At 73.2% G+C, this 25,095-nt stretch carries 19 protein-coding genes; 14 read left to right on the top strand and 5 right to left on the bottom strand.

Annotated elements, in window-relative coordinates:
* Positions 1-145 precede the first annotated feature (145 nt).
* Positions 146-1,006, bottom strand: coding sequence for an NAD(P)H-hydrate dehydratase (locus Cus16_RS00550; RefSeq protein ID WP_069711335.1), 861 nt, complete (start codon positions 1,004-1,006; stop codon positions 146-148).
* A gap of 24 nt (positions 1,007-1,030) precedes the next feature.
* On the opposite strand from Cus16_RS00550, the gene Cus16_RS00545 reads away from it, so the two are divergent.
* The 4 genes from Cus16_RS00545 (at position 1,031) to Cus16_RS00530 (ending at position 5,441) form a co-directional block, all read left to right on the top strand.
* Positions 1,031-1,669 (top strand): HAD family hydrolase, encoded by a 639-nt coding sequence (locus Cus16_RS00545; protein WP_069711334.1) that lies wholly within the window; start codon positions 1,031-1,033, stop codon positions 1,667-1,669.
* Positions 1,666-2,748, top strand: coding sequence for an NADH:flavin oxidoreductase/NADH oxidase (locus Cus16_RS00540; protein WP_069710709.1), 1,083 nt, complete (start codon positions 1,666-1,668; stop codon positions 2,746-2,748). Before Cus16_RS00545 ends, Cus16_RS00540 begins: the two co-directional genes overlap by 4 nt.
* Before the next feature lie 216 nt (positions 2,749-2,964).
* Positions 2,965-4,350, top strand: a complete 1,386-nt coding sequence (locus tag Cus16_RS00535) for a hemolysin family protein (RefSeq protein WP_083263584.1) — start codon at positions 2,965-2,967, stop codon at positions 4,348-4,350.
* Positions 4,347-5,441 (top strand): hemolysin family protein, encoded by a 1,095-nt coding sequence (locus Cus16_RS00530; RefSeq protein WP_223246470.1) that lies wholly within the window; start codon positions 4,347-4,349, stop codon positions 5,439-5,441. Before Cus16_RS00535 ends, Cus16_RS00530 begins: the two co-directional genes overlap by 4 nt.
* Positions 5,442-5,600: 159 nt before the next feature.
* Here the strand turns inward: Cus16_RS00530 and Cus16_RS00525 are convergent, their stop codons facing one another.
* Entirely contained in the window at positions 5,601-7,040 is a 1,440-nt protein-coding gene (locus Cus16_RS00525) for a GuaB1 family IMP dehydrogenase-related protein (protein ID WP_069711331.1), read from the bottom strand.
* A 209-nt stretch (positions 7,041-7,249) separates the two neighbouring features.
* Here Cus16_RS00525 and Cus16_RS00520 point away from each other — a divergent pair, with 209 nt between their 5' ends.
* Complete coding sequence (locus Cus16_RS00520; RefSeq protein WP_069710708.1) at positions 7,250-10,990, top strand: multifunctional oxoglutarate decarboxylase/oxoglutarate dehydrogenase thiamine pyrophosphate-binding subunit/dihydrolipoyllysine-residue succinyltransferase subunit; 3,741 nt, start codon at positions 7,250-7,252, stop codon at positions 10,988-10,990.
* 81 nt (positions 10,991-11,071) lie between these two features.
* Here the strand turns inward: Cus16_RS00520 and Cus16_RS00515 are convergent, their stop codons facing one another.
* The 3 genes from Cus16_RS00515 to Cus16_RS00505 are packed head-to-tail and all read right to left on the bottom strand — an operon-like array spanning position 11,072 to position 12,583.
* Complete coding sequence (locus Cus16_RS00515) at positions 11,072-11,512, bottom strand: GNAT family N-acetyltransferase (protein ID WP_069710707.1); 441 nt, start codon at positions 11,510-11,512, stop codon at positions 11,072-11,074.
* A gap of 55 nt (positions 11,513-11,567) precedes the next feature.
* Entirely contained in the window at positions 11,568-11,810 is a 243-nt protein-coding gene (locus Cus16_RS00510; RefSeq protein WP_069710706.1) for a zf-HC2 domain-containing protein, read from the bottom strand.
* Positions 11,807-12,583 (bottom strand): sigma-70 family RNA polymerase sigma factor, encoded by a 777-nt coding sequence (locus Cus16_RS00505; RefSeq protein ID WP_069710705.1) that lies wholly within the window; start codon positions 12,581-12,583, stop codon positions 11,807-11,809. Before Cus16_RS00505 ends, Cus16_RS00510 begins: the two co-directional genes overlap by 4 nt.
* A gap of 126 nt (positions 12,584-12,709) precedes the next feature.
* Between Cus16_RS00505 and aroA the strand changes: the two genes are divergently transcribed.
* The 9 genes from aroA (at position 12,710) to Cus16_RS00465 (ending at position 25,093) form a co-directional block, all read left to right on the top strand.
* Positions 12,710-14,068, top strand: a complete 1,359-nt coding sequence (gene aroA, locus Cus16_RS00500; protein WP_069710704.1) for a 3-phosphoshikimate 1-carboxyvinyltransferase — start codon at positions 12,710-12,712, stop codon at positions 14,066-14,068.
* A 4-nt stretch (positions 14,069-14,072) separates the two neighbouring features.
* The gene (gene rsgA / locus Cus16_RS00495) at positions 14,073-15,143 is read left to right on the top strand and encodes a ribosome small subunit-dependent GTPase A (protein ID WP_069710703.1); all 1,071 of its coding nucleotides are present in this window, start codon (positions 14,073-14,075) and stop codon (positions 15,141-15,143) included.
* Positions 15,144-15,187: 44 nt separating this feature from the next.
* Positions 15,188-16,318 (top strand): hypothetical protein, encoded by a 1,131-nt coding sequence (locus Cus16_RS00490; protein ID WP_141718748.1) that lies wholly within the window; start codon positions 15,188-15,190, stop codon positions 16,316-16,318.
* Positions 16,319-16,363: 45 nt separating this feature from the next.
* Positions 16,364-17,155 carry an inositol monophosphatase family protein gene (locus tag Cus16_RS00485; RefSeq protein ID WP_083263582.1) on the top strand — a complete coding sequence of 264 codons (792 nt, stop codon included), beginning with the start codon at positions 16,364-16,366 and terminating at the stop codon, positions 17,153-17,155.
* Between the two features lie 549 nt (positions 17,156-17,704).
* Positions 17,705-20,440, top strand: a complete 2,736-nt coding sequence (locus Cus16_RS00480; protein WP_069710701.1) for a helix-turn-helix transcriptional regulator — start codon at positions 17,705-17,707, stop codon at positions 20,438-20,440.
* Positions 20,441-20,836: 396 nt separating this feature from the next.
* The gene (gene glmS, locus Cus16_RS00475) at positions 20,837-22,669 is read left to right on the top strand and encodes a glutamine--fructose-6-phosphate transaminase (isomerizing) (RefSeq protein WP_069710700.1); all 1,833 of its coding nucleotides are present in this window, start codon (positions 20,837-20,839) and stop codon (positions 22,667-22,669) included.
* A complete protein-coding gene (locus Cus16_RS16960; RefSeq protein ID WP_262982029.1) occupies positions 22,651-22,782 on the top strand; it encodes a hypothetical protein in 132 nt (43 codons plus the stop codon). Before glmS ends, Cus16_RS16960 begins: the two co-directional genes overlap by 19 nt.
* A gap of 81 nt (positions 22,783-22,863) precedes the next feature.
* The gene (locus tag Cus16_RS00470) at positions 22,864-23,577 is read left to right on the top strand and encodes a M50 family metallopeptidase (RefSeq protein WP_083263581.1); all 714 of its coding nucleotides are present in this window, start codon (positions 22,864-22,866) and stop codon (positions 23,575-23,577) included.
* 127 nt (positions 23,578-23,704) lie between these two features.
* A complete protein-coding gene (locus tag Cus16_RS00465; RefSeq protein ID WP_083263580.1) occupies positions 23,705-25,093 on the top strand; it encodes an O-acetylhomoserine aminocarboxypropyltransferase/cysteine synthase family protein in 1,389 nt (462 codons plus the stop codon).
* Positions 25,094-25,095 lie beyond the last annotated feature (2 nt).

Here is a 25,095-nt window from a genome sequence, read left to right as displayed (position 1 = left end):
CACCGACACGACATGACACGCGTCGATCGACGCGTGTCACGTCGGACCATGCGCACGAACCATGTGCGCACGCACCGTGCGACACCGCACGTGTCGATCGACGCGCGCGACGTCGCAGACCCTGCGCCGCACTCCGCGCCGCGCGCTACCCCCGCGCGTCGCCCTCGACGACGAGGTCCCGCACCACACCGGGCAGCTGCTCGATCAGCGCCGTCATCGTGAACGGCCCGCCGCGGGACGCCCGTCGCGCCGCCAGCCCGTGCACGACCGCAGCCGAGGCGGCGAGGTGCGCCAGGTCCGACGGCGACAGCGACGACCCGTCGGCCTCGGCGGCGCCCTGCCGCGTCGCCACGAGCGCGCCGAGCACCCCGCCGAGCACGTCACCGGCACCCGCGGCGGCGAGCCACGGCGTCGCCGAGGTCGCCACGAGCCGCACCGAGCCGTCCGGGGTCGCCACGTGCGTCGCCGACCCCTTCAGCAGCACGACGCTCCCGGTGCGCTCGGCCGCGCGGAGCGCCGCTGCCGCCGGGTCCGCCTCGACGTCCTCGCGCGACGTGCCGAGCACGGGCGCGAGCTCCCCCGCGTGCGGGGTCAGCACCGCGAGCGGCCCGAGGTCGACGAGCGGGATCGCGCCGGCGTCGACCACGACGGGGACCCCGTCGTCCGACGCGTGCCCGAACGCGGCCGCCGTCGCCGGGTCGAGCTCCCCGAGCGATCCGGCGGAGATCCCCGACCCGACGAGCCAGGTCTGCACGCGGCCCGTGCCCGAGACCACCTCGGGGCGCCGGTGCAGCACGTGGTCGGTCGCTCGTGCGGGACCGACGTAGCGGACCATCCCGACGCCGGTGTGGACGGCGGCGTCGACGCCCATGACGGCGGCGCCGGGGTAGCGGTCCGAGCCGGTCGCGACGCCGAGGACCCCGCGTCGGTACTTGGTGGACTCGCCGTGCGGGGCGGTGGTCCAGGCGGCGGCGTCGGCGGGGGCGAAGGGGACGGAGTCGTTCACGACCGCCACGTTACGGTGGAGCGCATGAGCCTGTTCCTGCCCGGTCGCGTGGTGGTCTTCGACTACGGCGAGGTGATCAGCAGGACACCGCACGGCGCGTGGGACACCCTCGTCGCGATGACCGGGGTGCCGGCAGACGAGCTGCTGCCCGTCTACCGGGAGCGCCGGCACGACCTGGACCGCGGCGACCTGTCGGTCCTCGACTACTGGCGGGCCATCGGTGCCCGGACCGGGCGCAGCTGGACGGTCACCGACATCCACCGCTTCTGGGCGGTCGACTTCACGGGGTGGTTCGAGGTCGAGCCGGAGACCCTGGCGGTCGTGGAGGAGCTCCACGACGCCGGGACGCGCCTGGCGATGCTCTCGAACGCCGGCTTCGACTTCGGGGACCCCTACCGGCGATCGCCGATGGGCTCGCTGTTCGAGACGGTCGTCGTGAGCGCGGAGGAGCACGTCCTCAAGCCCGACCCGTCCGTCTACCGCACCACGTGCGAGCGGCTGGGAATCACGCCCGAGCAGATGGTGTTCGTCGACAACAGGGCCGAGAACGCCGCCGGCGCGGACGCGATCGGGGCGGTCGGCCACCACTACACGTCGCCGACCGCGCTGCGGACCTTCCTGCAGGAGCTGGCGGCACGGACCGCCGAAGGAGCACCCGCGTGACGCACGCCCTGTTCGAACCCATCACGATCCGCGACCTCACCGTCCGCAACCGACTCTGGGTCTCGCCGATGTGCCAGTACTCGGTCGAGCAGCAGGACGGGGTCCCGACGGCGTGGCACCTCGTGCACCTCGGCGGGTTCGCCAAGGGCGGCGCAGGCGCGGTGGTGGTCGAGGCCGCGGGCGTCGTGCCCGAGGGCCGGATCACGCCGCAGGACGTCGGGCTGTGGAACGACGAGCAGCGCGACGCCTTCCGGCCGATCGTCGACTTCCTGCACGCGCAGGGCGCCGCCGCGGGCATCCAGCTCGCGCACGCCGGGCGCAAGGCCTCGACGTACCGCCCGTGGAACGACGTGCAGGGCAGCGTCCCCGCGTCCGAGGGCGGCTGGCAGACCGTCGCCCCGTCCGCCGCGGCCTTCGACGGGTACGCCACCCCGCGCGAGCTCGAACCCGAGGACATCCGCGTCGTCGCACTGGCCTTCGCTGCCGCCGCGCGCCGCGCCGTCGAGGCCGGCTTCGACCTCGTCGAGCTGCACGCAGCCCACGGCTACCTGCTCCACCAGTTCCTCTCGCCCCTGAGCAACCACCGCACGGACGGCTACGGCGGCTCGCTCGAGAACCGGGCGCGTGCGCTCCTCGAGACGGTCGACGCGGTCCGCGCCGAGGTCGGCGAGGGCTTCCCGGTGGTCGTCCGCTTCTCGGCGACCGACTGGACCGACGGCGGCCTGACGGTCGACGAGGTCGTGCAGGTCGCCCGCTGGGCCGCCGAGCACGGCGCCGACCTCGCCGACGTCTCGACCGGCGGCAACGTCGCGCGGGCGGCGATCCCGGTCGGACCCGGCTACCAGGTGCCCTTCGCCGAGACCGTCCGCCGCGAGGCCGGCATCGGCACCATCGCGGTCGGGATGATCTCCACCGCGTTCCAGGCCGAGCAGGTCGTGGCGACCGGGCAGGCCGACGTCGTGATGGTCGGGCGCGAGTTCCTCCGCGACCCGTCGTTCGCGCTGCGCGCAGCCGCCGAGCTCGGCGTCGCCCTCGACTACGAACCGCAGCAGTACCACCGGGCCCGCGTCACGGCGTAGGCCGGTCCGCGCGGCCCGACCAGTGCCTCCCGTCCGCCGTCACCGCACCGGACGGGAGGCGCGGGTCGTCTCCTGTACGTCCTCTCGGCTTCCCCTGCCTCCAGCCGCTACCATGTTCCTCACTGTGGACGATCCTCCGAATTCCTCTTCGCCTTCCCACTCATCCGGCGCTCACTCGGTGAGCAGCCCCTCCTCCCGTGCGCCGGGAGGTGGAGAATGAGTCCCATCGACGTCGTCATGCTGGTCGGCGGCATCCTGCTGACCCTCGGCACCGGCGTGTTCGTCGCCTCGGAGTTCGCGCTCGTCAACCTCGACCGCGCCGAGGTCGAGGCCCGACGCGACCGCGGCGAGTCCGGCCTGTCCCCCGTCATCGGCGCGCTGAAGGTCACCTCGACGCACCTGTCGAGCGCCCAGCTCGGCATCACGCTGACGACCCTGCTCACGGGCTACCTGCTGGAGCCGTCGATCGCGACGCTGCTCGAGGCCCCGTTCCTCGCGCTCGACCTGCCCGAGGCGATCGTCGAGACCGTCGGCTCGATCGTCGCGCTCGTCATCGCGACGCTGCTGTCGATGATCCTCGGTGAGCTCGTGCCGAAGAACTTCGCGCTCGCGCTCCCCCTGCAGACCGCGAAGCTCGTGGTCCCGCTGCAGATCGCGTTCACCACCGTGTTCAAACCCGCCGTGGCCCTGCTCAACGGCACCGCGAACGCCGTCCTCCGCTCGATGGGCATCGAGCCCCAGGAGGAGCTGTCCGGTGCCCGGAGCGCCGAGGAGCTCAGCTCCCTCCTGCGTCGCTCGGCGTCCGAGGGGTCGCTCGAACAGGACACCGCGACGCTGCTGCAGCGCACCATCGCGTTCTCCGAGCTGAGCGCCAGCGACGTGATGACGCCGCGCCCGCGGCTCTCCACGATCCGCGTGTCCGAGTCGGCCGAGGACGTCGTCGCCCTCGCCCGCCGCACCGGCTTCAGCCGCTTCCCGGTCATCGAGGAGGACGCGGACGACGTCGTCGGCATCGTGCACGTCAAGCAGGCCGTCGCGGTCCCGCGCGAGAAGCGCCCGGAGGTGCCGGTCGGCGCGCTCATGACCGAGGCGGAGCGCGTCCCCGAGACGATGCCGGGCGACACCCTGCTGGCCGAGGTCCGCAGCCGCGGCTACCAGATGGTGATCGTCGTCGACGAGTACGGCGGCACCGCCGGGGTCGTCACGCTCGAGGACCTCGTCGAGGAGATCGTCGGCGAGGTGTCCGACGAGCACGACCGCGCGCGCATCGACGTCGTGCGGTCCCGCGGGTGGCTGACGTTCCCGGGCCTGCTGCGCCCGGACGAACTGGCCGACCGCGCGGGCGTCACCGTCCCCGAGGACGGCCCCTACGAGACCGTCGGCGGCTTCGTGATGTCGACGCTCGGTCGACTGCCCGTGGTCGGCGACGAGGTCGCCCTCGAGGACGGCGTGTTCCGCGTCGAACGGCTCGACGGCCGCCGTGTCGACCGCATCCGCTGGACCCCGACCCACCCCGACCCGACGCCGACCGGCAGCACCGCCACCGCGCAGCGCCCGGCCACCGGGATCATCATCCCCGCCACGAAGGAAGGCTCCCGATGAGCGCCGCGTCCGTGCACGACGGCCTGGTCCTCGCCGCCGGTGAGTCCGGTCCCGCCGGTTCCGACTGGTGGGGCATCTTCTGGCTCGTCGTCCTGCTGCTCGGCAACGCGTTCTTCGTCGCCGCGGAGTTCGCCGTGATCTCGGCCCGTCGGTCGCAGATCGAGCCCCGCGCCGAGGCCGGGTCGAAGGCGGCGCAGATGACGCTCTGGGCGATGGAGCACGCCACGCGCATGCTCGCCACGACGCAGCTCGGCATCACGGTCTGCTCGCTCCTCATCCTGAACGTGTCGGAGCCGGCGATCCACCACCTGCTCGAGGTCCCGCTCGGCCTGACCGGCTGGAGCGTCGAGGTCATCGGGATCGTCGCGTTCGTCTTCACGCTGCTGCTCGTGTCGTTCCTGCACGTGGTGTTCGGCGAGATGGTCCCGAAGAACATCTCGTTCTCGATGCCGGACCGCGCCGCACTCGTGCTCGTCCCGGCGCTCTGGTACATCGGCCACGGCCTGCACTGGGTCGTCGTCGGCCTCAACTCGGTCGCGAACGGCGTCCTGCGCCTCTTCAAGGTCGAGCCGAAGGACGAGGCCGTCAGCGCCTTCACGGTCGAGGAGGTCCAGACGATCGTCGAGCAGTCGCGTCGCGAGGGCACCCTGACCGACGACGGCAAGCTCGCGATGGCGTTCGAGTTCACGGAGAAGAAGGTCCGCGACGTCGCCGTGCCGATGTCCGACCTCGTCACCCTGCCGGAGGACGCCACCCCCGAGGACGTCGAGCGGGCCGTCGCCCAGCGCGGCTTCTCGCGGTACGTCCTCGTCGCCGAGGACGGCGATCCGACGGGCTACGTGCACGTCAAGGACGTCATCGACCTGCGGCCCGACGAGTTCGACGTGCCGGTCCCGCCGAAGCGCATCCGGCAGCTCATCTCGCTGTACACGGACATGGACCTCGAGGACGCCCTGGCGACCATGCGGGCAGCCGGGCGGCACGTGGCGCGGGCGTTCGACGCGGACGGCCGTACCGTCGGCGTGCTGTTCCTCGAGGACATCCTCGAGGAGCTCGTCGGCACCGTCGAGGACGCGACCCGACGGCGCTAGACCGACCACGGACGGGAGGCGCGGTGTCAGCTGGCACCGCGCCTCCCGTCCGTCCGCGGTCCAGGCCGAGACTCGGCCAGGCGGACTCCTTCGCGGCGGCCAGACCGCGAAAGCGTCCGCCGAGCCGAGTCTCGCGTACCGGCGCGGAGACCGCGCGCGCTACCAGCTCACGGGGAGGGGCTTGCCCTCCTCGTAGCCGGCGGCCGACTGGATGCCGACGAGCGCGCGCTCGGCGAACTCGTGCAGCGACGAGGCGCCGGCGTACGTCGCCGAGCTGCGGATGCCCGTGGTGATCATGTCGAGCAGGTCCTCGACGCTCGGGCGCTCCGGGTCGAGGTAGATCGTCGACGACGAGATGCCCTCGGCGAAGAGCGCCTTGCGCGCCCGCTCGTACGGGTCGAGCCGCTCGAAGCGCTCGCGCACGGCCTTCGCGGACGCCATGCCCCAGCTCTCCTTGTACGCCTTGCCCGCGGCGTCGCGGCGGAGCACCCCGGGTGCCTCGAGCGTGCCGGCGAACCACGAGCCGATCATCACCGCCGAGGCGCCGGCGGCCAGGGCGAGTGCGACGTCACGCGGGTAGCGCACGCCACCGTCGGCCCACACGTGGGCGCCGAGCGACCGCGCGGCCGCCGCGGTCTCGAGCACGGCGGAGAACTGCGGGCGTCCGACCGCGGTCATCATGCGCGTCGTGCACATGGCGCCCGGGCCGACACCGACCTTGATGATGCTCGCGCCGGCGTCGACGAGGTGTGCGACGGCGTCCGCGGTGACGACGTTCCCGGCGACGATCGGCAGGCCGAGGCCGAGCGCGGACACCGTGCGGAGGGCACGGAGCATGCCCTCCTGGTGGCCGTGCGCGGTGTCGAGGACGAGGACGTCGACACCGGCCGCGGCGAGGGCCTTCGCCTTCGCGGCGACGTCGCCGTTGATGCCGACCGCGGCCGCGACGCGGAGGCGCCCCTCGCCGTCGACGGCGGGCGTGTAGATGTCCGAGCGGATCGCGCTCGTCTGGCTCGTGGTGCCGACGACCCGGCCGTGGCGCACCACCGGGGCGAAGTCGACCTCGGCCGCCGAGAGCACGTCGTACACGTGCCGCGCGGTGCCGGCGTCGTCCGCGTCGATCGCGGTGGACGCACCGTGCAGCAGGTCCCCGAGCACGGCGTCCGCACCGGCGGTGCCGAGGCGGGCCGCCGGGACGCAGCCGAGGTACTCCCCCGCCGCGTCACGCACGACGACCCCGCGACCGGCGACCGGCAGCAGCTGCTCGAGCGCCTCGGACACCGTGGTGTCGGCGCCCATGTCGTAGGCGGTGTCGAAGTCGACCGGCTGCTCCTTGACCCACCGGATGGCGGCGGCGAGGTCCTGCAGGTGCATGTCCTGCGGCAGCACGCCCAGTCCGCCGCGACGGGCCAGGGTGGCGGCGAGGCGCGGCCCGGTCACCGAGTTCATGTTGGCGCTGACGATCGGGATCGTCGCTCCCGTGCCGTCGTTCGTCGCGAGGTCCACGTCGAAGCGGCTCGTCACGCCGGAGCGGCTCGGGACGAGGAAGACGTCGGAGTAGGTCAGGTCGTGCGTCGGCCGCGTCTCGTAGAACCTCATGCCCACAACTGTACGGCTCCCGGGGGCCCCGGCAGCCGTCCATCCCCGGCCGTCGGCGGGCGACACGCGCGGACGACGACGGGACCGGCGGCACGCGTCGACGGTCACCGAACGGTCACGGCCGAGCGGCTAGGCTGACGTCCAGTGCGCGGCAGGGCTGCCCGCACGACACACACGAGCATCTATCGACGGAGAGTGGGCGATCGGCTGTGTCGAGCCAGACGACGGGTACGGACGAGACCGCGGGCGAATTCGGGGCGAACGAGTGGCTCGTCGACGAGCTGTACGAGCAGTACGTCGCCGACAAGCACTCCGTGGACGAGTCCTGGTGGCCGGTCCTCGAGAGCTACCACCGCTCCCAGGCCGCCGGTGCTCCGGCAGCCCCGTCGGCACCGGCTCAGCAGTCGACCGAGCAGACGCAGTCGACCACGCAGCAGCCCGCGACCGGTGACGCCCCGGCCGAGGCGAAGCCCGCCGGGTCGATCCAGGCGCGGACCACGTCCCGCCAGCCGACGCCGCAGCCGATCCCGGCCGAGGCGAACGACGCCGCGGACGACCACGAGGAGACCCACGAGGACGTCGCGACCCCGCTCCGGGGCATGGCGAAGACCCTCGCGTCGAACATGGACGCCTCGCTCACGGTGCCGACCGCGACGAGCGTGCGGACCATCCCCGCGAAGCTGATGATCGACAACCGGATCGTCGTCAACAACCACCTGCGTCGGGCCCGCGGCGGCAAGATCTCGTTCACGCACCTGATCGGCTGGGCGATGGTCGAGGCGCTCAAGGACTTCCCGAGCCAGAACGTCTCCTACGAGGAGCGCGACGGCAAGCCCTTCGTCGTCACGCCCGCGCACGTGAACCTCGGCATCGCGATCGACGTCCCCAAGAAGGACGGCACCCGCTCCCTCCTCGTGCCGAGCATCAAGCGTGCCGAGACCCTGACCTTCGGACAGTTCCTCTCCGCCTACGAGGACCTCGTCAAGCGTGCCCGCGACAACAAGCTCACCCCGGCCGACTTCCAGGGCACCACGATCTCGCTGACGAACCCGGGCGGCATCGGCACCGTGCACTCGGTCCCGCGCCTGACGAAGGGCCAGGGCTCGATCATCGGCGCCGGCGCGCTCGAGTACCCGGCGCAGTTCCAGGGCTCGGCGACGAAGACGCTCGTCGAGCTCGGCGTCGGCAAGACCATCACGCTGACCAGCACCTACGACCACCGCGTCATCCAGGGCGCCGGGTCGGGCGAGTACCTCAAGAAGGTGCACGAGCGCCTGATCGGCGAGCACGGCTTCTACGAGGGCATCTTCTCGGCGCTGCGCATCCCCTACAAGCCGATCCAGTGGGCGAACGACATCAACGTCGACCTCGCCCACCGCGTCAACAAGACGTCGCGCGTGCAGGAGCTCATCAACAGCTTCCGGGTCCGCGGGCACCTCATGGCGGACATCGACCCGCTCGAGTACCGCCAGCGCACGCACCCGGACCTCGAGATCGAGAACCACGGGCTGACGTTCTGGGACCTCGACCGCGAGTTCGTCACCGGTGGCCTGGCCGGCACGACGAACGCTCCGCTGCGTGACGTGCTCGGCATCCTGCGCGACGCGTACTGCCGGACCGTCGGCATCGAGTACATGCACATCCAGGACCCGGAGCAGCGCCGCTGGGTGCAGGCACACATCGAGGTCCCCTACTCGAAGCCGTCGAAGGACGAGCAGTTGCGGGTGCTCGGCAAGCTCAACGAGGCCGAGGCCTTCGAGACGTTCCTGCAGACGAAGTACGTCGGCCAGAAGCGCTTCTCGCTCGAGGGCGGCGAGTCGACCATCGCGTTCCTCGACACGCTCATCCAGCAGGCGTCCGCCGCCGGGCTCGACGAGGTCGCGATCGGCATGGCCCACCGCGGTCGCCTCAACGTGCTGACGAACATCGCCGGCAAGACCTACGGACAGATCTTCCGCGAGTTCGAGGGGTCGTCCCTGCCGGGCTCCGTGTCGGGCCAGGGGTCGGGCGACGTCAAGTACCACGTCGGCACCGAGGGCGTCTTCCGCGCCTCCGACGGGTCGAGCATCCCGGTGACGATCGCGGCGAACCCGTCCCACCTCGAGGCCGTGGACGGCGTGCTCGAGGGCATCGTCCGCGCCAAGCAGGACCGCACCGCGCCCGGCACCTTCGGCGTGCTGCCGGTGCTCGTGCACGGCGACGCGGCGATGGCCGGCCAGGGCGTCGTGGTCGAGACCCTGCAGATGTCGCAGCTCCGCGGGTACCGCACCGGCGGCACGGTGCACCTGGTCATCAACAACCAGGTCGGCTTCACCACGCCGCCGGAGTCGGCCCGCAGCTCGGTGTACTCGACCGACGTCGCCAAGACCATCCAGGCGCCGATCTTCCACGTCAACGGGGACGACCCGGAGGCCGTGGCCCGCGTCGCCGAGCTCGCCTTCGCGTACCGCGAGGAGTTCCACCGCGACGTCGTCATCGACCTCATCTGCTACCGCCGCCGCGGGCACAACGAGGGCGACGACCCGTCGATGACGCAGCCGCTCATGTACAACCTCATCGAGGCGAAGCGCTCGGTCCGCACGCTGTACACCGAGGCCCTCGTCGGCCGCGGCGACATCACGCAGGAGGAGTACGACGAGGCCCACCGCGACTTCCAGGACCGTCTGGAGCGCGCGTTCGCCGAGACGCACGAGGCGCAGACCGGGACGATGCCGGTGGTCACCGCCGACGACGACGGTGCGGTCGACGGCCTCGAGCGTCCGACCGCCCAGCGCGACGACACCGAGGTCGAGGTGCACGACACCGCGATCTCCGAGGAGCTCGTCCGGGCCATCGGCGACGCGCACAGCAACCCGCCCGCCGGGTTCTCGATCCACCCGAAGCTGCAGCAGCTGCTCACCAAGCGCACGGAGATGACCCGCTCGGGCGGCATCGACTGGGCGATGGCCGAGCTCATGGCGATCGGTTCGGTGCTCGTCGAGGGCAAGCCCGTGCGGCTCGCCGGCCAGGACGCCCGGCGCGGCACGTTCGTGCAGCGCCAGGCGGTGTTCCACGACCGCATCAACGGCCAGGAGTGGCTGCCGCTGGCGAACGTCGCCGAGGACCAGGCACGGTTCTACATCTACGACTCGCTGCTCAGTGAGTACGCGGCCATGGGCTTCGAGTACGGCTACTCCGTCGAGCGTCCCGAGGCCCTGGTGCTCTGGGAGGCGCAGTTCGGCGACTTCGCGAACGGCGCGCAGACGATCATCGACGAGTTCATCTCGTCCGCCGAGCAGAAGTGGGGCCAGCGCTCCGGCCTGGTGCTCCTGCTCCCTCACGGCTACGAGGGCCAGGGGCCGGACCACTCCTCCGCCCGGATCGAGCGCTACCTGCAGCTCTGCGCCGAGGACAACATGATCGTCGCGCGTCCGTCGACGCCGGCGTCGTGGTTCCACCTGCTGCGCCGTCAGGCGTGGGCGCGGCCGCAGAAGCCGCTCGTCGTGTTCACCCCGAAGGCGATGCTCCGCCTGCGCCAGGCCACGAGCCCGATCGAGGCGTTCACCGGCGGCACGTTCCAGGAGGTGCTCGACGACGACCGCGTGGCCGACCGGGGCGCCGTGCGCCGCGTCGTGCTGCACTCGGGCAAGGTGCACCACGACCTGCGTGCCGAGCTCGACAAGTCCGGCGCGACCGACGTCGCCCTCGTCCGGCTCGAGCAGCTCGCGCCGCTCCCCCTCGGCCAGCTCCTCGACGTGCTCGCCGGCTACCCGCAGGCCGAGGTCGTGTGGGCGCAGGAGGAGCCGGAGAACCAGGGTGCATGGCCGTACGTCTGCATGAACCTGTCGCCGCACCTGGACGGTCGGCCGCTCTCGGTGGCCGCGCGCCCCGCGAGTGCCGCGCCGGCGACCGGGTCGTCGAAGCGGTCCGCGCAGGAGGCGTCGGACGTCGTCCGCAAGGCGCTCGGCTGACCGAGCGCACCAGACGAGGCGCAGCAGCGCCCCGCAACGGACGACGCGCCCCGTGGGAACGGGGCGCGTCGTCCGTTGCGGCTACCGGAGCTTCGTGTACCGGACGCCCGACTCGTGGTAGCCGCGCTTCTGGTAGAACCGGTGCGCGCTGTCGGTCGCGGCGGCCGACACCGCACTGAGACGGTGGGCACCCTGCTCGGCGGCCCACGTCTCGAAGACGTCGATGAGCGCCGAACCGGTGCCGTCCCTCCTGGCCGCCGGGTCCACGACGAGCAGCAGCAGCTGCGCCGTCGGCTCGTCGCTGGCGTAGGACCACGTCACCTGCGCGCCCGCCACCGCGACCGCGCGACCGTCGGCGCCGCGGACGAGCCAGGTGCGGTGTCCCGCCTCCGGGACCAGCCGCTCGAGCCGAGCGCGCATGGCGGGCTCGTCGACGACGTGCCCGAGCAGGCGGACGAGGGCGGTGACGTCGGCGACGTCCGTGTCGGACCAGGTGGTGATCGACTCGGCGGTGAGGGTCATGGGGCCGACCCTACCGACGGCACCGACCGTGTGACGACCGGTGCGCCCGCGACGGCTAGTGGGTCGCCTGCTCCACGCGGATGCGCGCCAGGATCTCCGACCGGAGCTGGTCCGGCGCGGTCTCCTTGCAGGCGCGCTTCACGGTCTCCATGAGGACGACGCCGACGCGGTGCTCGCTCGTGCAGTCCTCGCAGGTCTCCATGTGCTCGCGGATGTCCGCGGCGTCGGCGCCCCGGAGCTCGTCGTGGAGGAACTCCTCGAGCTCGGCCTTGGCCTTCGAGCAGTCGCAGCCGCTCATCGTGCGTCCTTCCCGTCGGTGCGACCAGCGGTCGCAGGTGTCTTCCGGCCGCGTCCACGCATCGTCGCCGTCGACGCTGCGTCCGGGACGATGCCGGTCTCGCGTGCGTGGTCCGCCAGGAGCCCCCGGAGGAGCCGGCGACCACGGTGGAGACGGCTCATGACCGTCCCCACGGGGGTCTTCATGATGTCGGCGATCTCCTGGTAGGAGAAGCCCTCGACGTCCGCGAAGTACACGGCCATCCGGAAGTCCTCGGGGATCGACTGCAGCGCGTCCTTCACGGCGGAGGACGGCAGGTGGTCGATCGCGTCGGCCTCGGCGGAGCGCGCGGAGATCGACTGCGTGACGCTCTCGGCGCCGCCCAGCTGCCAGTCCTCGAGCTCGTCGATGGTGCCCTGGTACGGGTTCCGCTGGTTCTTGCGGTACGTGTTGATGAACGTGTTCGTGAGGATCCGGTACAGCCACGCCTTGAGGTTCGTGCCCTGGCGGAACTGCCGGAACGCGGCGTACGCCTTGACGAACGTCTCCTGCACGAGGTCGGACGCGTCGGCCGGGTTGCGCGTCATCCGCATCGCGGCGCCGTACAGCTGGTCCATGAACGGGAGCGCCTGGTCCTCGAAGAGGGAGCGGAGCTCGGCCTCGGACACCGTCTTCTCGTCGGCCGGCTCGGGCTCGGTGCCGTCGAGATCCGCCTCCTCGGACACCGCGTCGAGCTGGGCCTCGGTCTCCTCGACCAGGTCGTGCGGTGCTGCCTGCGGTTCGTCGGTCGTCATCACGGTCGAGTCTAGGCCGGGTCGGCCGTCGAGCGTCGTCCGCACGGGCGGCAGAGCCGTCCGTGTCCGTTCCAGGGTCGCTGTCGCCAATGGTCCTCCCGCTGCGTTCAGTACCCTGGTGAACCGATGGCCGAGTCGACGCATTCCCACCACCCCGATCCGTGGATCGCACCCCGCGCACGCGGGCCGCTGCACGGCGACGTCGCCCTGCCCGGCTCGAAGTCGCTGACGAACCGGGAGCTCGTGCTCGCCGCCCTCGCCGACGGCCCCTCGACGATCCGGCTCCCCCTGCACTCCCGTGACTCCGCGCTCATGGTCGCGGCGCTGCGGCAGCTCGGCGTCGGCATCGAGGAGGTCGCACCCGCGGACGGCGCGCAGCCGAACCCCCACGGCCCCGACCTCCGGATCACGCCGGCCCCGCTGCACGGCGACGTCGCGGTGGACTGCGGCCTCGCGGGGACCGTGATGCGCTTCCTCCCGCCGCTCGCCGCGCTGGCCACCGGTCCGGTCACCGTCGACGGCGACCCGTACGCCCGGAAGCGTCCGATGAGTGCGGTGATCGGTGCCCTCGCCGACCTCGGCGTGGACGTCACGGACGACGGCGACGGCGCGATGCCGTTCTCGTTCACCGGCACCGGCTCGGTACGGGGCGGTCGGCTGACGATCGACGCGTCGGCCTCGTCGCAGTTCGTCTCCGGCCTGCTCCTGTCGGCTCCGCGCTTCGACGAGGGCCTGCACCTCACGCACGTCGGCGACCGCCTGCCGAGCCTGCCCCACATCGACATGACCGTCGAGGTGCTCCGTGCACGCGGTGTCCGCGTCGACCAGCCGGCCGTCGGCGAGTGGGTCGTGCACCCCGGTCCGATCGCCGCCCGTGACGTCACGATCGAGCCGGACCTGTCGAACGCGGCGCCGTTCGCGGCGGCCGCGCTCGTGGCGGGCGGCACGGTCCGCATCCGCACGTGGCCGACCGCGACCACGCAGGTCGGCGCCGACCTCGAGACGCTCCTGCCCCTGTGGGGGGCGACCGTGACGCGTGACGGTGACGACCTGGTGTTCGACGGCGGCGTCGGGGTGGCGGGTGGGGCCTCCCTGCCGGGTGTCACGCTCGACCTGACCCGCGGCGGCGAGCTCGCCCCCGCGCTGGTCGCGCTGTCGGCGCTGGCCGACGGACCGAGCGAGATCACCGGGATCGGGCACCTGCGCGGCCACGAGACGGACCGGCTCGCCGCGCTCGCGGCGGACGTGAACCGGTCGGGAGGCTCGGTGCAGGAACTCGACGACGGCCTGCGGATCACCCCCGCTCGCCTCCACGGCGGCGACTGGGCCGCGTACGACGACCACCGGATGGCGACCGCGGGGGCCCTCGTGGGCCTCGTCGTCGACGGCGTCGCGGTCGACGACGTCGGCTGCACGGCGAAGACGCTGCCGCAGTTCCCGGACCTCTGGGCGGACCTCGTGGCGACCGGCACGAAGGGGGCGTGAGACCGTGAGCTGGTGGGACGACGTCGACGGCGACGACACCGACGAGGACGAGCCGTACGGGCAGTACGAGTCGAAGGTGCGCATCCGGCCGAACCCGAAGGGCAACCGGCCGCGCACGAAGGTCCGGCCGACCCACGACGACGCCCCGGTCGGCTGGGTGACGAACGTCGACCGCGGGCGCTTCGGCGTCCTCGTGACGGACGGCGCGGGGCCGGACGCGGCCGGCGAGCGGGTCATCACCGCGACGAAGGCGCGCGAGCTCGGCAAGAAGTCGGTCGTCACCGGTGACCACGTCTCGCTCGTCGGCGACGTGTCCGGCGACCCCGGCTCCCTCGCGCGGATCGTCAGGGTCGCGGAGCGCTCGACGCTGCTCCGCCGCAGCGCGGACGACACCGACGAGGTCGAGCGCGTGATCGTGGCGAACGCCGACCAGATGCTCGTCGTCGTCGCCGCGGCCGACCCCGAACCGCGCACGCGACTGATCGACCGGTACCTCGTCGCGGCGTTCGACGCGGGGCTCGACCCGGTGCTCTGCATCACGAAGACCGACCTCGCGGACCCGACCGAGTTCCTCGCGCACTTCGCGTGCCTCGACCTGCGGATCGTGACGAGCCGGTCCGACGACGTGCCGTTCGACGCCCTGCACGAGGTGCTCGACGGCAAGGTCACCGTGACCGTCGGCCACTCGGGCGTCGGCAAGTCCACGCTCGTCAACGCGATCACCGGGTCCACCCGTGCGACGGGCGTCGTGAACGCGGTGACCGGGCGCGGGCGCCACACCTCGTCGTCGTCGATCGCCCTGCGGGTCCGCGACGGCGGGTGGATCATCGACACCCCGGGCGTCCGCTCGTTCGGCCTCGGGCACGTCGAGCCGGCGAACGTGTTCCGCGCCTTCGCCGCGCACGCCGTCCCGGTCCGCGAGCCGGCCGACGGCATCCCGCTCGACCAGGCGCACGACTGGGAGATCGTCGACCGTGTGCAGGACGGCGAGCTCGGCCCGACGGGCGTCGAGCGCCTCGACTCGTTCCGGGCGCTCCTGACGGGCATGGGCGGCGAGGACCCCGGCACCGACTGAACCCGGCGGACGGGCCGCGCGCGGCGGGTGTACCGTTGCTCCCCGTGCCCGAAGTTGCAGAGAACAACAATGCGCGCGTGCCGCACCCCCACCACGCCGACCACGCCGCGCGTGATGACCGCCACGGCGCCCGGACGCTCGCGGTCCTCCGGCCGGAGCACCTCGGCAGCACGCTCCGGTCGTTCGGGTCGCACGTCCTCGTCCCGCTCTTCCTCGCGGTCGGGATGACGCTCGCCTACCTCGGCGCGTTCCACGCCCCCACCCCGCACGAGCTCCCCGTCGGCATCGTCGGTCAGGGTCCCACCGCGCAGGTGTTCGCCCAGACCGTCACCGACGAGTCGGACGGCGGGCTCGTCGCCCACGTGGTCCGGTCCACGACCGAGGCCGAGCGCGCCGTGCGGGACCGCGACCTCGCCGCCGTGTACGCACCCGGCACGTCCGGTGCGACGCTCTACGTCTCGACCGCGGCGAGCGAGACCACGGCGTCGGCGGCCGAGAAGGTGTTCCTGCCGATCGCCTACGAGCAGCACCTGCCGTTCACGGTCGAGGACGTCGTGCCCACGGGCAGCGAGGACGCCACCGGCCAGGGCCTGTTCTTCCTGCTCGTCGGCCTGAGCGTCGGCGGCTACGCCTCGGCCATCGCGGTCGCCGCCGCGGCCGCCCGGCTCCGTGCGCTCTGGACCGTGGTCGTCGGAGCCGCCACGGCCGCGGTGGTCGCCGGCATCGGCGTCGTGGTCGCCGGTCCGCTCTACGGGGTCGTCCCGGCGCACCGGTGGGAGGTCTTCCTCGTCGCCTGGCTCTACGACGCCGTGATCATCGCGCTCGGCGTCGGACTGCACCCGCTGCTCGGGCGGTGGACGACGCCGATCCTCACGATGCTGTTCGTGATGCTCAACTTCACGAGCTCGGGCGGCATCTTCCAGCCGGCGTTCCAGCCCGGCTTCTTCGCGGCGCTCAACACGTTCTGGAGCGGTGCCGCGTGGCTCGCCGCGGCGCAGGACCTCGTGTACTTCCCGGCGGCGTCGCTCGCCCGCCCGCTGGTCGTCCTGGCGCTCTGGCTCGTCGTCGCCGTGCTGCTCGGCGTCCTCGTGCACGGGCTCGCCGCCCGACGCACGCGGCTCGCCCGCGAGCGCGCGGTCACCCGGCTCGAGGAGGAGGAGGTCGTGGCCGCCTAGCCGCCGAGCTGAGCCGAGCCGGGCCGAGCCGCTAGCCTGGCCTCCGTGGACCTCAGCGCCGACCTGGACTTCGCCCGCTCGCTCGCCGACACCGCCGACGCGATCAGCCTCGAGCGGTTCCGCGCCGCCGACCTGCACGTGTCGACGAAGGCCGACAGCACGCACGTCACCGACGCCGACCAGGCGGTCGAGCGGGCGCTCCGCGAGCGGCTCGCTGCGGAGCGACCCGACGACGCCTTCCTCGGCGAGGAGACGACGGCGGACACCGGCGCGGACGCAGTCAGCGAGGGGCACCGGCAGTGGGTCGTCGACCCGATCGACGGGACCGCGAACTACCTGCGGGGCGTGCCCGTGTGGGCGACGCTCATCGCCCTCGCCGTCGACGGCCGACCGGTCCTCGGTGTCGTCAGCGCTCCGGCCCTCGGCAAGCGCTGGTGGGCGGCGGAGGGCCTCGGCGCGCACTCCACCGACGGTCCGCTGCGCGTCTCCGGCATCGCCGAGCTCGCCGACGCGAGCCTCAGCTACAACAGCATCCAGCAGTGGGACGAGGACGACCGCCTCGACGCCCTCGTCGCGCTGTCCCGGAAGGTCTGGCGGACGCGGGCATACGGCGACATGTGGTCGTACGTGCTCGTCGCCGAGGGGGTCCTCGACGTCGCGGGCGAGCCGGACCTCAAGCCGTGGGACATCGCCGCGCTCGTCCCGATCGTCGAGGAGGCTGGCGGCCGCTTCACCTCGCTCGACGGCGACCCCGGGCCCTGGCACGGCAGCGCGCTCGCCACGAACGGCCTGGTGCACGACGCCGTGGTCGAGGTCATCCGCCGCTCGGACGCCTGAACCGCTCTCCACCGAGCACCGGAGACCGAGGACCGAGCACCGAGCACCGGCGGTGTACCCCGCTTGTCCCCCTCGACGAGTCGCAGGGATGCCTGACGACCCCCGTCCGGGGGCAAGGGGGCCCGATCTGGGGGTGGGCACCCCCCGGACTGGGGACACGTCCGTCGGACAAGGAGCTTACGGACCAGTCGAGGCCGTTCGTCGCCTTTGTTATCGTGCTCACAGGCGACCGGTGGGAGTCGCCCGGATTCCCTAGATCCGGGCTCCGTCCCGCGGGTCGTGCGTTTCGTCCGAAAAACCCTAACCCGAGGGGTGGTCCAGACGATGACTTCATCGTTCCCAGGCGGAACCGAGTGCACCCTCACTCGTCGTCCGCGTTATCTCACCGACAGCCCTGGTGCGCGCTCCGTCGCCGCCTCGCGTCCGTCCGTCGCACCGGTCACCCGCCGTGCCGACGACCGGACCCCGTCCGTCGCCACGGTCACCCGCCGTGCCGTCGACCGGACGCCCTCCGCACGTCCCGTCCCCGGACCCGGAGGCCGGTGAGTCATGGCACTCACCGGTCGCCGTCTCGAGGTCGACCGGATCACGACCCTCGCAGCACTCCCTCGTGAGTCCGCGATGGTCGTCGTCGGCGACCCTGGTTCCGGGCGCAGCAGCGTCCTCGACGCGGTCGCAGACCGCGTCCCCCTCCCCGTCGTGCGGGTCGGTGTCAACGGGAGCGAGTCCCGTTGGCCCCTGGCCGGCGTGACCTCCCTGTTCACCGCGCTCGACGACCCCCGAGCCACCGCCCACATCGCCCACCTGCTGCAGGCGGGCGCTGCCGGGACCGGTGCGCCGTCCGGTCTGGCGGCCGCGCACGACTTCCTCGAGGCCGTGCAGACCCTGACCCTCCCGCCGACGGTCGTCCTCATCGACGACCTCGACCGGATGGACGAGGACAGCCAGGAGCTCATCGCGTTCCTCGCCGGTCGGCTCGCCGGCACGGCGCTCCGCCTGGTGGCCACGGTGCGCTCGGTGTCGTCCGGCAGCCCGCTCGCCGCGCTGCCGATGCTGCGCCTCGAGCCGCTCGCGGCCGACGACGCACTCGTCCTCGCCAGGAGCATGGCGCCCGAGGGTGCCAACGACGGTGTCCTCGCGATCCTCGCCGACGCGACCGGGGGCAACCCCGGGGTGCTCCGTGAGCAGTTCGAGGCACTGAGCCACGCGCAGCTCACCGGAGCGGAGCCGCTCGTGCTGCCGCTGCGCCCCACCGCGACGACCGAGGCGATCGCCGCGTCGACGCTCGAGCGTCTCGACGGTGTCGCCGCCGGCGGCGCGCGGACCGACGGCGCCGACGCGGGACGTGATCTGGACGTCCTCGCCCGGCTCGCACTCGTGCCGGTGGCGCGGACCACCGGATGGGACCGCGACGCCCTCGACGACCTCGCCGACGCGGGGCTCGTGGTGGTCCGCGGGCAGTCCGCGACCGTCCGCGACCCGCTCGTCCGGTCGGCGCTGTACTGGCGCATGACCGCGAGGTCCCGCCGGTCCCTGCACACGGAGCTGGCCGCGGCGAGCGCCGACGTCGACCCCCGTGCCGCCGCGTGGCACCGCAGCTTCGTCGACGACGTGCCCGACTCGGTCGCGCTGCTCGAGGCCGCCGCGGGCCACGTCGCCGACGGAGCGCCGCACGCCGCGGTCGCCCTGGCGGAGCGTGCCCTGCACGTCGGCTCGGGGTGCGAGGACGAGCGCGCCGCGCTGCTCCGCGTCGCCGAGGCGATGCTCGCGCAGCGCCTGCTCGGCCTGGCGGCGCGCTACCTCGCCGCGATCCGTCCGTTCCGTCGCCAGGAGGACGAGGTGCGGCGGCTCCGGCTGCTGTACTCGGTCCAGTACCTGCGCGGCGAGACCGTGCACGCGGACGAGCTGCTCGTCCCCGTCGCGGCGGGAGCACCCGAAGCCCCCGCCGTCGCCGGACTCCTGGCGATGGTCGCGAGCTTCCGCGCGGAGACGTGGGACCTCGAGCAGGCCAGGGACCTCCTCGCTCGGGTGGAGCAGCTCGGACCGGTGCTCACCCCGCACACCGCGGAGATCGCCGGCGCCGTGCAGTGCCTCGTGGCCGCGGTCGACGGCACCCTGCCGGCCGACACCGAGCTGTACGACGGACTCGCGACCGCGCGGCTCCTCGCGATGTCGGACCCCGCCCTGCTCCTGGTGGCGCACGCCCTGAGCATCGCCGAGCGCGCCCGCAGCGCCCGGCGGGTCTTCGCCCTCGTGCTGGCCCGCAGCCAGGACACGCAGACCGTCTGGGCCGAGGGAGCCCGGTACCTGACGGCGGAGAACGAGCTGCGGTCGGGCAACTTCCGACAGGCCCTCCGCGCGGTGGACGCGTGGGAGGCTGGTGCGGGGGCCGCCCAGCGCGTCCGGGAGCCCTCGCGGGTCGTCGCGATCGCCTGGCGGCACTTCGCCGAGGGACGCTCGTACGAGGCGCTCGAGGTCGTCGACCGCTGCCTGGCACTCCGCTCGACGGCGCTCCTCTGGGGCACGACGGCGAAGCTGCACGCGCTGCGCGGTCGGGTGCTCCTGCTCGACGGGCGCGTCGAGGAGGCCGTCGTGGCACTCGAGGCGGCCGACGCGGTCGGTCGGTCCCTGCGGAACCCGGCGGTGCTCCGGCACCTCGGGGACCTCGTCGAGGGGTACGTCCGCTCCGGCCGGATCGACGACGCCCGTGCGGCGACGGCCCGGCTCGCGGCCGACCACCACGCCCGCCCGTCGCGCTGGGGTGCCCTGGTGCTCGCTCGGAGCCTGGCGCTCGTCGCCGACGACACCACCCGCGAGACCGCACGGCGTCGGGCACTGGAACTGTTCCAGCCGCACGACTCGCAGTACGAGCGCGCGCGCACGTTCGCCGCGCTCGCGGTCGTCGGCACCGTCGCGGAGCGTCCGCGGCTCGGTGCCGCCGCCGCCGCGGCGTACGAGGCGGCGGGGCTCCGGCGCCCGCTGGCGACGCCCCAGGCCCCGGCCGCGATGCCGTCGTTCGGCGTGCCGACCTCGCTCCGTTCCGGCCCGACGCCGTCCGCGCCGGGTCCCGGGACTCCGCGGAGCGCTCCGGACGCGTCGGCGGTGCTCACGTCGCTGACGGCCGAGGAACGTGCCGTGGTGCAGAAGGTGACCGAGGGCTACCGCAACCGGGAGATCGCGTCGTCGCTCTTCATGTCACAGCGGACGGTCGAGCTCCGGCTGACGCAGATCTACCGCAAGGTGGGTGCGCGCTCGCGCTCCCACCTGGTGGCGCTGCTCACCTGACCGGTCGCGACCCGACCACGCGACGGGAGGCCCGGTGCCGGCTGGCACCGGGCCTCCCGTCGCGTGGTCGGGGGCGTCCGCCCCGGTGCCGGGTTGCGGGAGACCGCACCGTCCGCCGCCGCGTCGCACCGCGACGGCGGTGAACCGCAAGAGCGGGCGGCGGGTGTTGTCGCGACGGGGGCACCGGGTGAGGCTTCTCGTGCACCGACCGCCGTGCCCTCCCCGGAGGGCCAGCCCGCACCCCGAACGTCCGGTACCCGAACCGTCGCCCCGGGTCCGTCCCCGCCTGATCCGCGGACGGACACGACCGACGGACCCGGACACGCGGCAGACCCGACGGCGGTCGGTGCCGCTCCCCTCGACCGACCCCGCGGTCCCCACCCGAACGGACACCAGATGTGCGGCATCATCGCGGCCCGTGTCAGTGACGACGCGACCCCCTTCCTGCTCGACGGTCTCGAGCGCCTGGAGTACCGGGGGTACGACTCGGTCGGCATCGCCGTGCGGACGGCGTCCGGGAAGCTCGAGACGGTCCGCTCGGTGTCCCGCGTCGGCGACCTCCGTGCGCTGGTCGCCGCGCGCGCCGACGCCGCCCCCGCGTCCGACGCCCGTTCCGGCGTCGGCATCGGGCACACGCGCTGGGCCACGGACGGTGCCGTGCGCGAGGAGAACGCGCACCCGCACGCCGACTGCTCGGGGCGCATCAGCATCGTGCACAACGGGACCATCGACAACGCCGACCGGCTCCGTGCCACCCTCGAGCGGCAGGGGCACGTGTTCCGGTCCGACGTCGACTCCGAGGTGATCGCGCACCTCGTGGAGCGGGCCCTGGGCGTCGACCCCGACCTCCTGCTGGCCGTCCACATCGCGGTCGCGCAGCTCGAGGGGTCGTGGGCGATCGTCGTCCTCGACGCCCGGGACGGCCGGATGGTCGCGGCGGCGGACCGTTCGCCGCTCGTCGTCGCACGGTCCGACCGCGGCGACTTCGTGTCGAGTGACGTCGGTGCCATCGCGGAGTGGTGCGAGACCTTCGTGCCGCTGCGCGACGGCGACGTCGTGGAGCTCGGCGAGGCGTGGAGCTGGTCGTCGGAGGGCGTCGCGGTGCCGGTGCCGTTCCCGACAGCATCGCCGTTCGCGCCGAGTGCGCTCGAGCTCGGCGACCACCCGGACCACATGGCGAAGGAGATCGGCGAGCAGCCGGAGGTCGTCGCGGCGCTGCTCGACCGGGTCCGACGGCGGACCGCGGACGGCAGCACGTGGGTCGGGCTCGGCCTGCCGCCGTTCGATCGGTTGGCGGTCGTCGCGTGCGGGACGTCCCTGCACGCCGGGCAGGTCATCGCGGGCACGCTCCGCACCCTCGGCGGCGTCCCGACGGACATCGTCGTCGCGAGCGAGGTCGACCACGTGGTCCTCACGCCGGGGACGCTCGTGGTCGCCATCAGCCAGTCCGGTGAGACCGCCGACGTCCTCCGTGCGCTCGACCGGCTCGACGAGCGGCACCCGGTGCTCGCGCTGACGAACAACGTGCACTCGTCCCTGGCCCGGCGGGCCGACGCCGTCCTCGACTGCCACGCGGGACCGGAGGTCGGCGTCGCCGCGACGAAGACGTTCACGGCCCAGGTCCTGGTCGGGGTCACCGCCGTCGTGTCCGCCCTCGTCGCCTCGGGCCGGCTCGAGGCGAGCCGTGCGGCCGCCCTCGTCGACGAGCTGGCGGAGCTGCCCGAGCGGATGGCCACGGCCGCAGCCGTCGCCGCCGACCGGGTGCCCCTGCTCGCGACCACGGTGCGGGACGCCCCGGGGTTCCTCTTCCTCGGCCGCGGACCCGGACTCCCCTACGCGGCGGAGGGAGCGCTGAAGCTCGAGGTCCTCAGCTACCGCTGGGCCGAGGCGTACCCGGCCGGCGAGCTGAAGCACGGCCCGCTCGCCCTCGTCGACGAGGGCACCCCGGTCGTCGTCGTCGACCACGGTGACCCGCGCCTGCAGTGGGCGGTCGCCGAGGTACGGGCGCGGGGCGGGTTCGTCGTCACCGTCGGCGGCGAGGGCACCGACCTGCCGGCGCTCCCCCGACGCACCGACGCCGCCGACCTGGCGTGGGGACGCTCGACCGCACCGTGGGGTCCGATCGAGGCCGTCGTGCCGCTCCAGATGCTCGCCCGCGAACTCGCGCTGCAGCTCGGCTGCGACGTGGACAAGCCCCGCAACCTCGCGAAGTGGGTGACGGTCGAATAGCCAGGCACACGCACACCAACAAGCTCACGGTGTTCCTCGCCGTGCTGGCGGGCCTCGCGATCGTCGCGACCGTCGTGGTCGTGGTGCTCGTGGTCGTCGACGCCATCACCTAGACGGCCGGCGTCGGCGGCTGCGCAGGCGCGCCCGCGACCGCGCCCAGACGTCTCCCCGTCGGGGCCTGCGATCCTGGTGCCTTGACCGCAGCAGCCCCGCCCCTCGTGTTCGTCGCCGTCCTGGTCGGCGCCGTCCTGCCGTTCGTCCCCCTGCTCGGCCGGGTCGCGCGGATCGCCGCGACCATCGTGCACGAGGTCGGTCACTGCGTCGTCGTCGTGCCGTTCGGCGGCCGCATCGACCGCATCGACCTGCACCCCGACGGCTCCGGCGAGGCCTGGGTACGCCTCGGCCGGGTGCCCGGCGGCATCCGCTGGCTCGTCCGGGTCCTCAACCTGTTCGCCGGGTACAGCGCCCCGCTCTGGGCGGGCGTCCTGCTCGTGACCGGGGTGCTCGAGGGTTCGCGGTGGCTGCCGGTCGCGGTGCTCGCGGTCGTCGGGCTCGTCGCCCTGGCGTTCGTCCGGAACTGGTTCGGGCTGCTCGTGGTGGTCGGGTTCGACGCGCTCGCGCTGTGGGTCGCGCTCCGCCCCTCGGAGGCGACCGTGCTCGTCGTCGCCGCGGTCGGCGCGGCGTTCGTGGTCGACGGGCTCCGGTCGCTCGTGCACGTCGCCCGGTGGCTCGCCACGGGGGCACGCGTGCAGACGGACTTCCACATCGCCGCCGCCGAGATGCGGGTGCCGGCCGTGCTCTGGTTCGTGCTGTTCGTCGCGGTGAACGGCGTCGTGGTCTGGCTCGCTCGCGAGCCGCTGCTGGCGACCTGGGACACCGTCGCGGCCGGGGTGCGCGCGCTGGTCTAACGCACCGCCGTCGCGCCGTCGCTGCGCGAGCGGGGGCACCCGCGGACGTAACCGGACGCCGCACAACGGCGCGCCGCCGCGCGGGCTGCGAGAGTACCCGCACGACCCAGGACACCAGGAGGGGACCATGACGGACGACGGCCACGGCTTCGCGACCGAACAGGTGCACGGCGGCTTCCTGCCCGACACCGCACACGGCGCACGGGTGCCCGCGATCCACATGTCTTCCGGGTTCCTCTTCGACGACTTCGAGCAGGCCCGCGACCGCTTCGCCGGCACCGACGACGGCTACACGTACACCCGGCTCGGCAACCCGACGAACGCCGACGTCGAGCGCCGCGTCGCCCTGCTGGAGCGGAGCCCCGAGGCGATCCTCGTCGGCAGCGGCCAGGCCGCGGTGACGGTCGCGCTGCTCGGGCTGCTCGAGGCCGGCGACCACGTGGTGAGCGCCCGGAGCATCTACGAGGGCACCAAGGGCCTGCTCCTGCAGAACCTCGCGCGCCTCGGCATCGAGGTCGACTTCGTCGCCGACCAGCGCGACCTGGACGCGTGGGCGCGCGCGGTCCGACCGAACACGAAGCTCTTCTTCGCCGAGACGATCCCGAACCCGAAGAACGACGTCCTCGACATCACCGGGGTCGCCGACACCGCGCACCGGGCCGGGGTGCCGCTCGTCGTCGACAACACCCTGGCGACGCCGTACCTCGTCCGGCCGGTCGAGCACGGCGCCGACGTCGTCGTGCACTCCGCCTCGAAGTTCCTCTCCGGGCACGGTGCCGGCCTCGGCGGGCTCGTCGTCGACGGCGGCCGGTTCGACTGGTCCCGCCACCTTGAGCGCTTCGCGCACCTCACGACACCTGACCGGGCCCTCGGCGGTCAGAGCTACGTCGAGCGGTACGGCAGCCGGGCCTTCGTGGTCTACGCCCGCGACGTCGTCGCCTCCCGGATCGGCCCGTCGCCGTCGCCGTTCAACGCGTTCCTGCTCCGCCAGGGCATCGAGACCCTGTCGCTGCGCGTCGAACGCCACAGCGCGAACGCGCTGGCCGTCGCGTCCTTCCTGGAGCAGCAGCCGGAGGTGACGAGCGTCGACCACGCGGGTCTCGCCTCCAGTCCGTACCACGACCTCGCACAGCGCTACCTGCCCCGCGGGGCCGGCTCCGTCTTCGCGTTCACGCTCGCCGGCGGCGAGCCCGCGGCTCGCGCGTTCATCGACGCGGTCGAGCTGTTCAGCCGGATGACCCACCTCGGCGACGTCCGCTCGCTCGTGCTCCACCCGGCGACCACGACGCACGCCGGGCGCACCGCGTCCGAGCGGGCGGACCTCGGGATCGGCGACGGGCTGGTCCGTTTGTCGATCGGCATCGAGGACGTCGCCGACCTGCTCCGCGACCTGGAGCGCGGCCTCGCCGCGGCGCGCGCGGTCACCGGCCGGGAGGCACGCCCCGCCCCCGCCTCGGAGGTCGCTTCCCTCGCACACACGGTCCCGCAGGGCCACGTCGTGGTCGAGGAGGTCTGAGC

This window comes from Curtobacterium sp. ER1/6 (assembly GCF_001742745.1).
Taxonomy (GTDB): Bacteria; Actinomycetota; Actinomycetes; order Actinomycetales; family Microbacteriaceae; genus Curtobacterium; species Curtobacterium citri.
Note: the sequence above shows the minus strand (reverse complement) of the source record. Positions and strands in the feature narration are given on the sequence as shown.

What these genes read in the sequence shown, in the direction of transcription:
- Cus16_RS00505 (WP_069710705.1), bottom strand. Translation starts at nt 12,583, where the DNA reads ATGACGACCGACGAACCGCAGGCAGCACCGCACGACCTGGTCGAGGAG.
- Cus16_RS00535 (WP_083263584.1), top strand. Translation starts at nt 2,965, where the DNA reads ATGAGTCCCATCGACGTCGTCATGCTGGTCGGCGGCATCCTGCTGACC.
- aroA (WP_069710704.1), top strand. Translation starts at nt 12,710, where the DNA reads ATGGCCGAGTCGACGCATTCCCACCACCCCGATCCGTGGATCGCACCC.
- glmS (WP_069710700.1), top strand. Translation starts at nt 20,837, where the DNA reads ATGTGCGGCATCATCGCGGCCCGTGTCAGTGACGACGCGACCCCCTTC.
- Cus16_RS00530 (WP_223246470.1), top strand. Translation starts at nt 4,347, where the DNA reads ATGAGCGCCGCGTCCGTGCACGACGGCCTGGTCCTCGCCGCCGGTGAG.
- Cus16_RS00515 (WP_069710707.1), bottom strand. Translation starts at nt 11,512, where the DNA reads ATGACCCTCACCGCCGAGTCGATCACCACCTGGTCCGACACGGACGTC.
- Cus16_RS00465 (WP_083263580.1), top strand. Translation starts at nt 23,705, where the DNA reads ATGACGGACGACGGCCACGGCTTCGCGACCGAACAGGTGCACGGCGGC.
- Cus16_RS00525 (WP_069711331.1), bottom strand. Translation starts at nt 7,040, where the DNA reads ATGAGGTTCTACGAGACGCGGCCGACGCACGACCTGACCTACTCCGAC.
- Cus16_RS00545 (WP_069711334.1), top strand. Translation starts at nt 1,031, where the DNA reads ATGAGCCTGTTCCTGCCCGGTCGCGTGGTGGTCTTCGACTACGGCGAG.
- Cus16_RS00510 (WP_069710706.1), bottom strand. Translation starts at nt 11,810, where the DNA reads ATGAGCGGCTGCGACTGCTCGAAGGCCAAGGCCGAGCTCGAGGAGTTC.
- Cus16_RS00480 (WP_069710701.1), top strand. Translation starts at nt 17,705, where the DNA reads ATGGCACTCACCGGTCGCCGTCTCGAGGTCGACCGGATCACGACCCTC.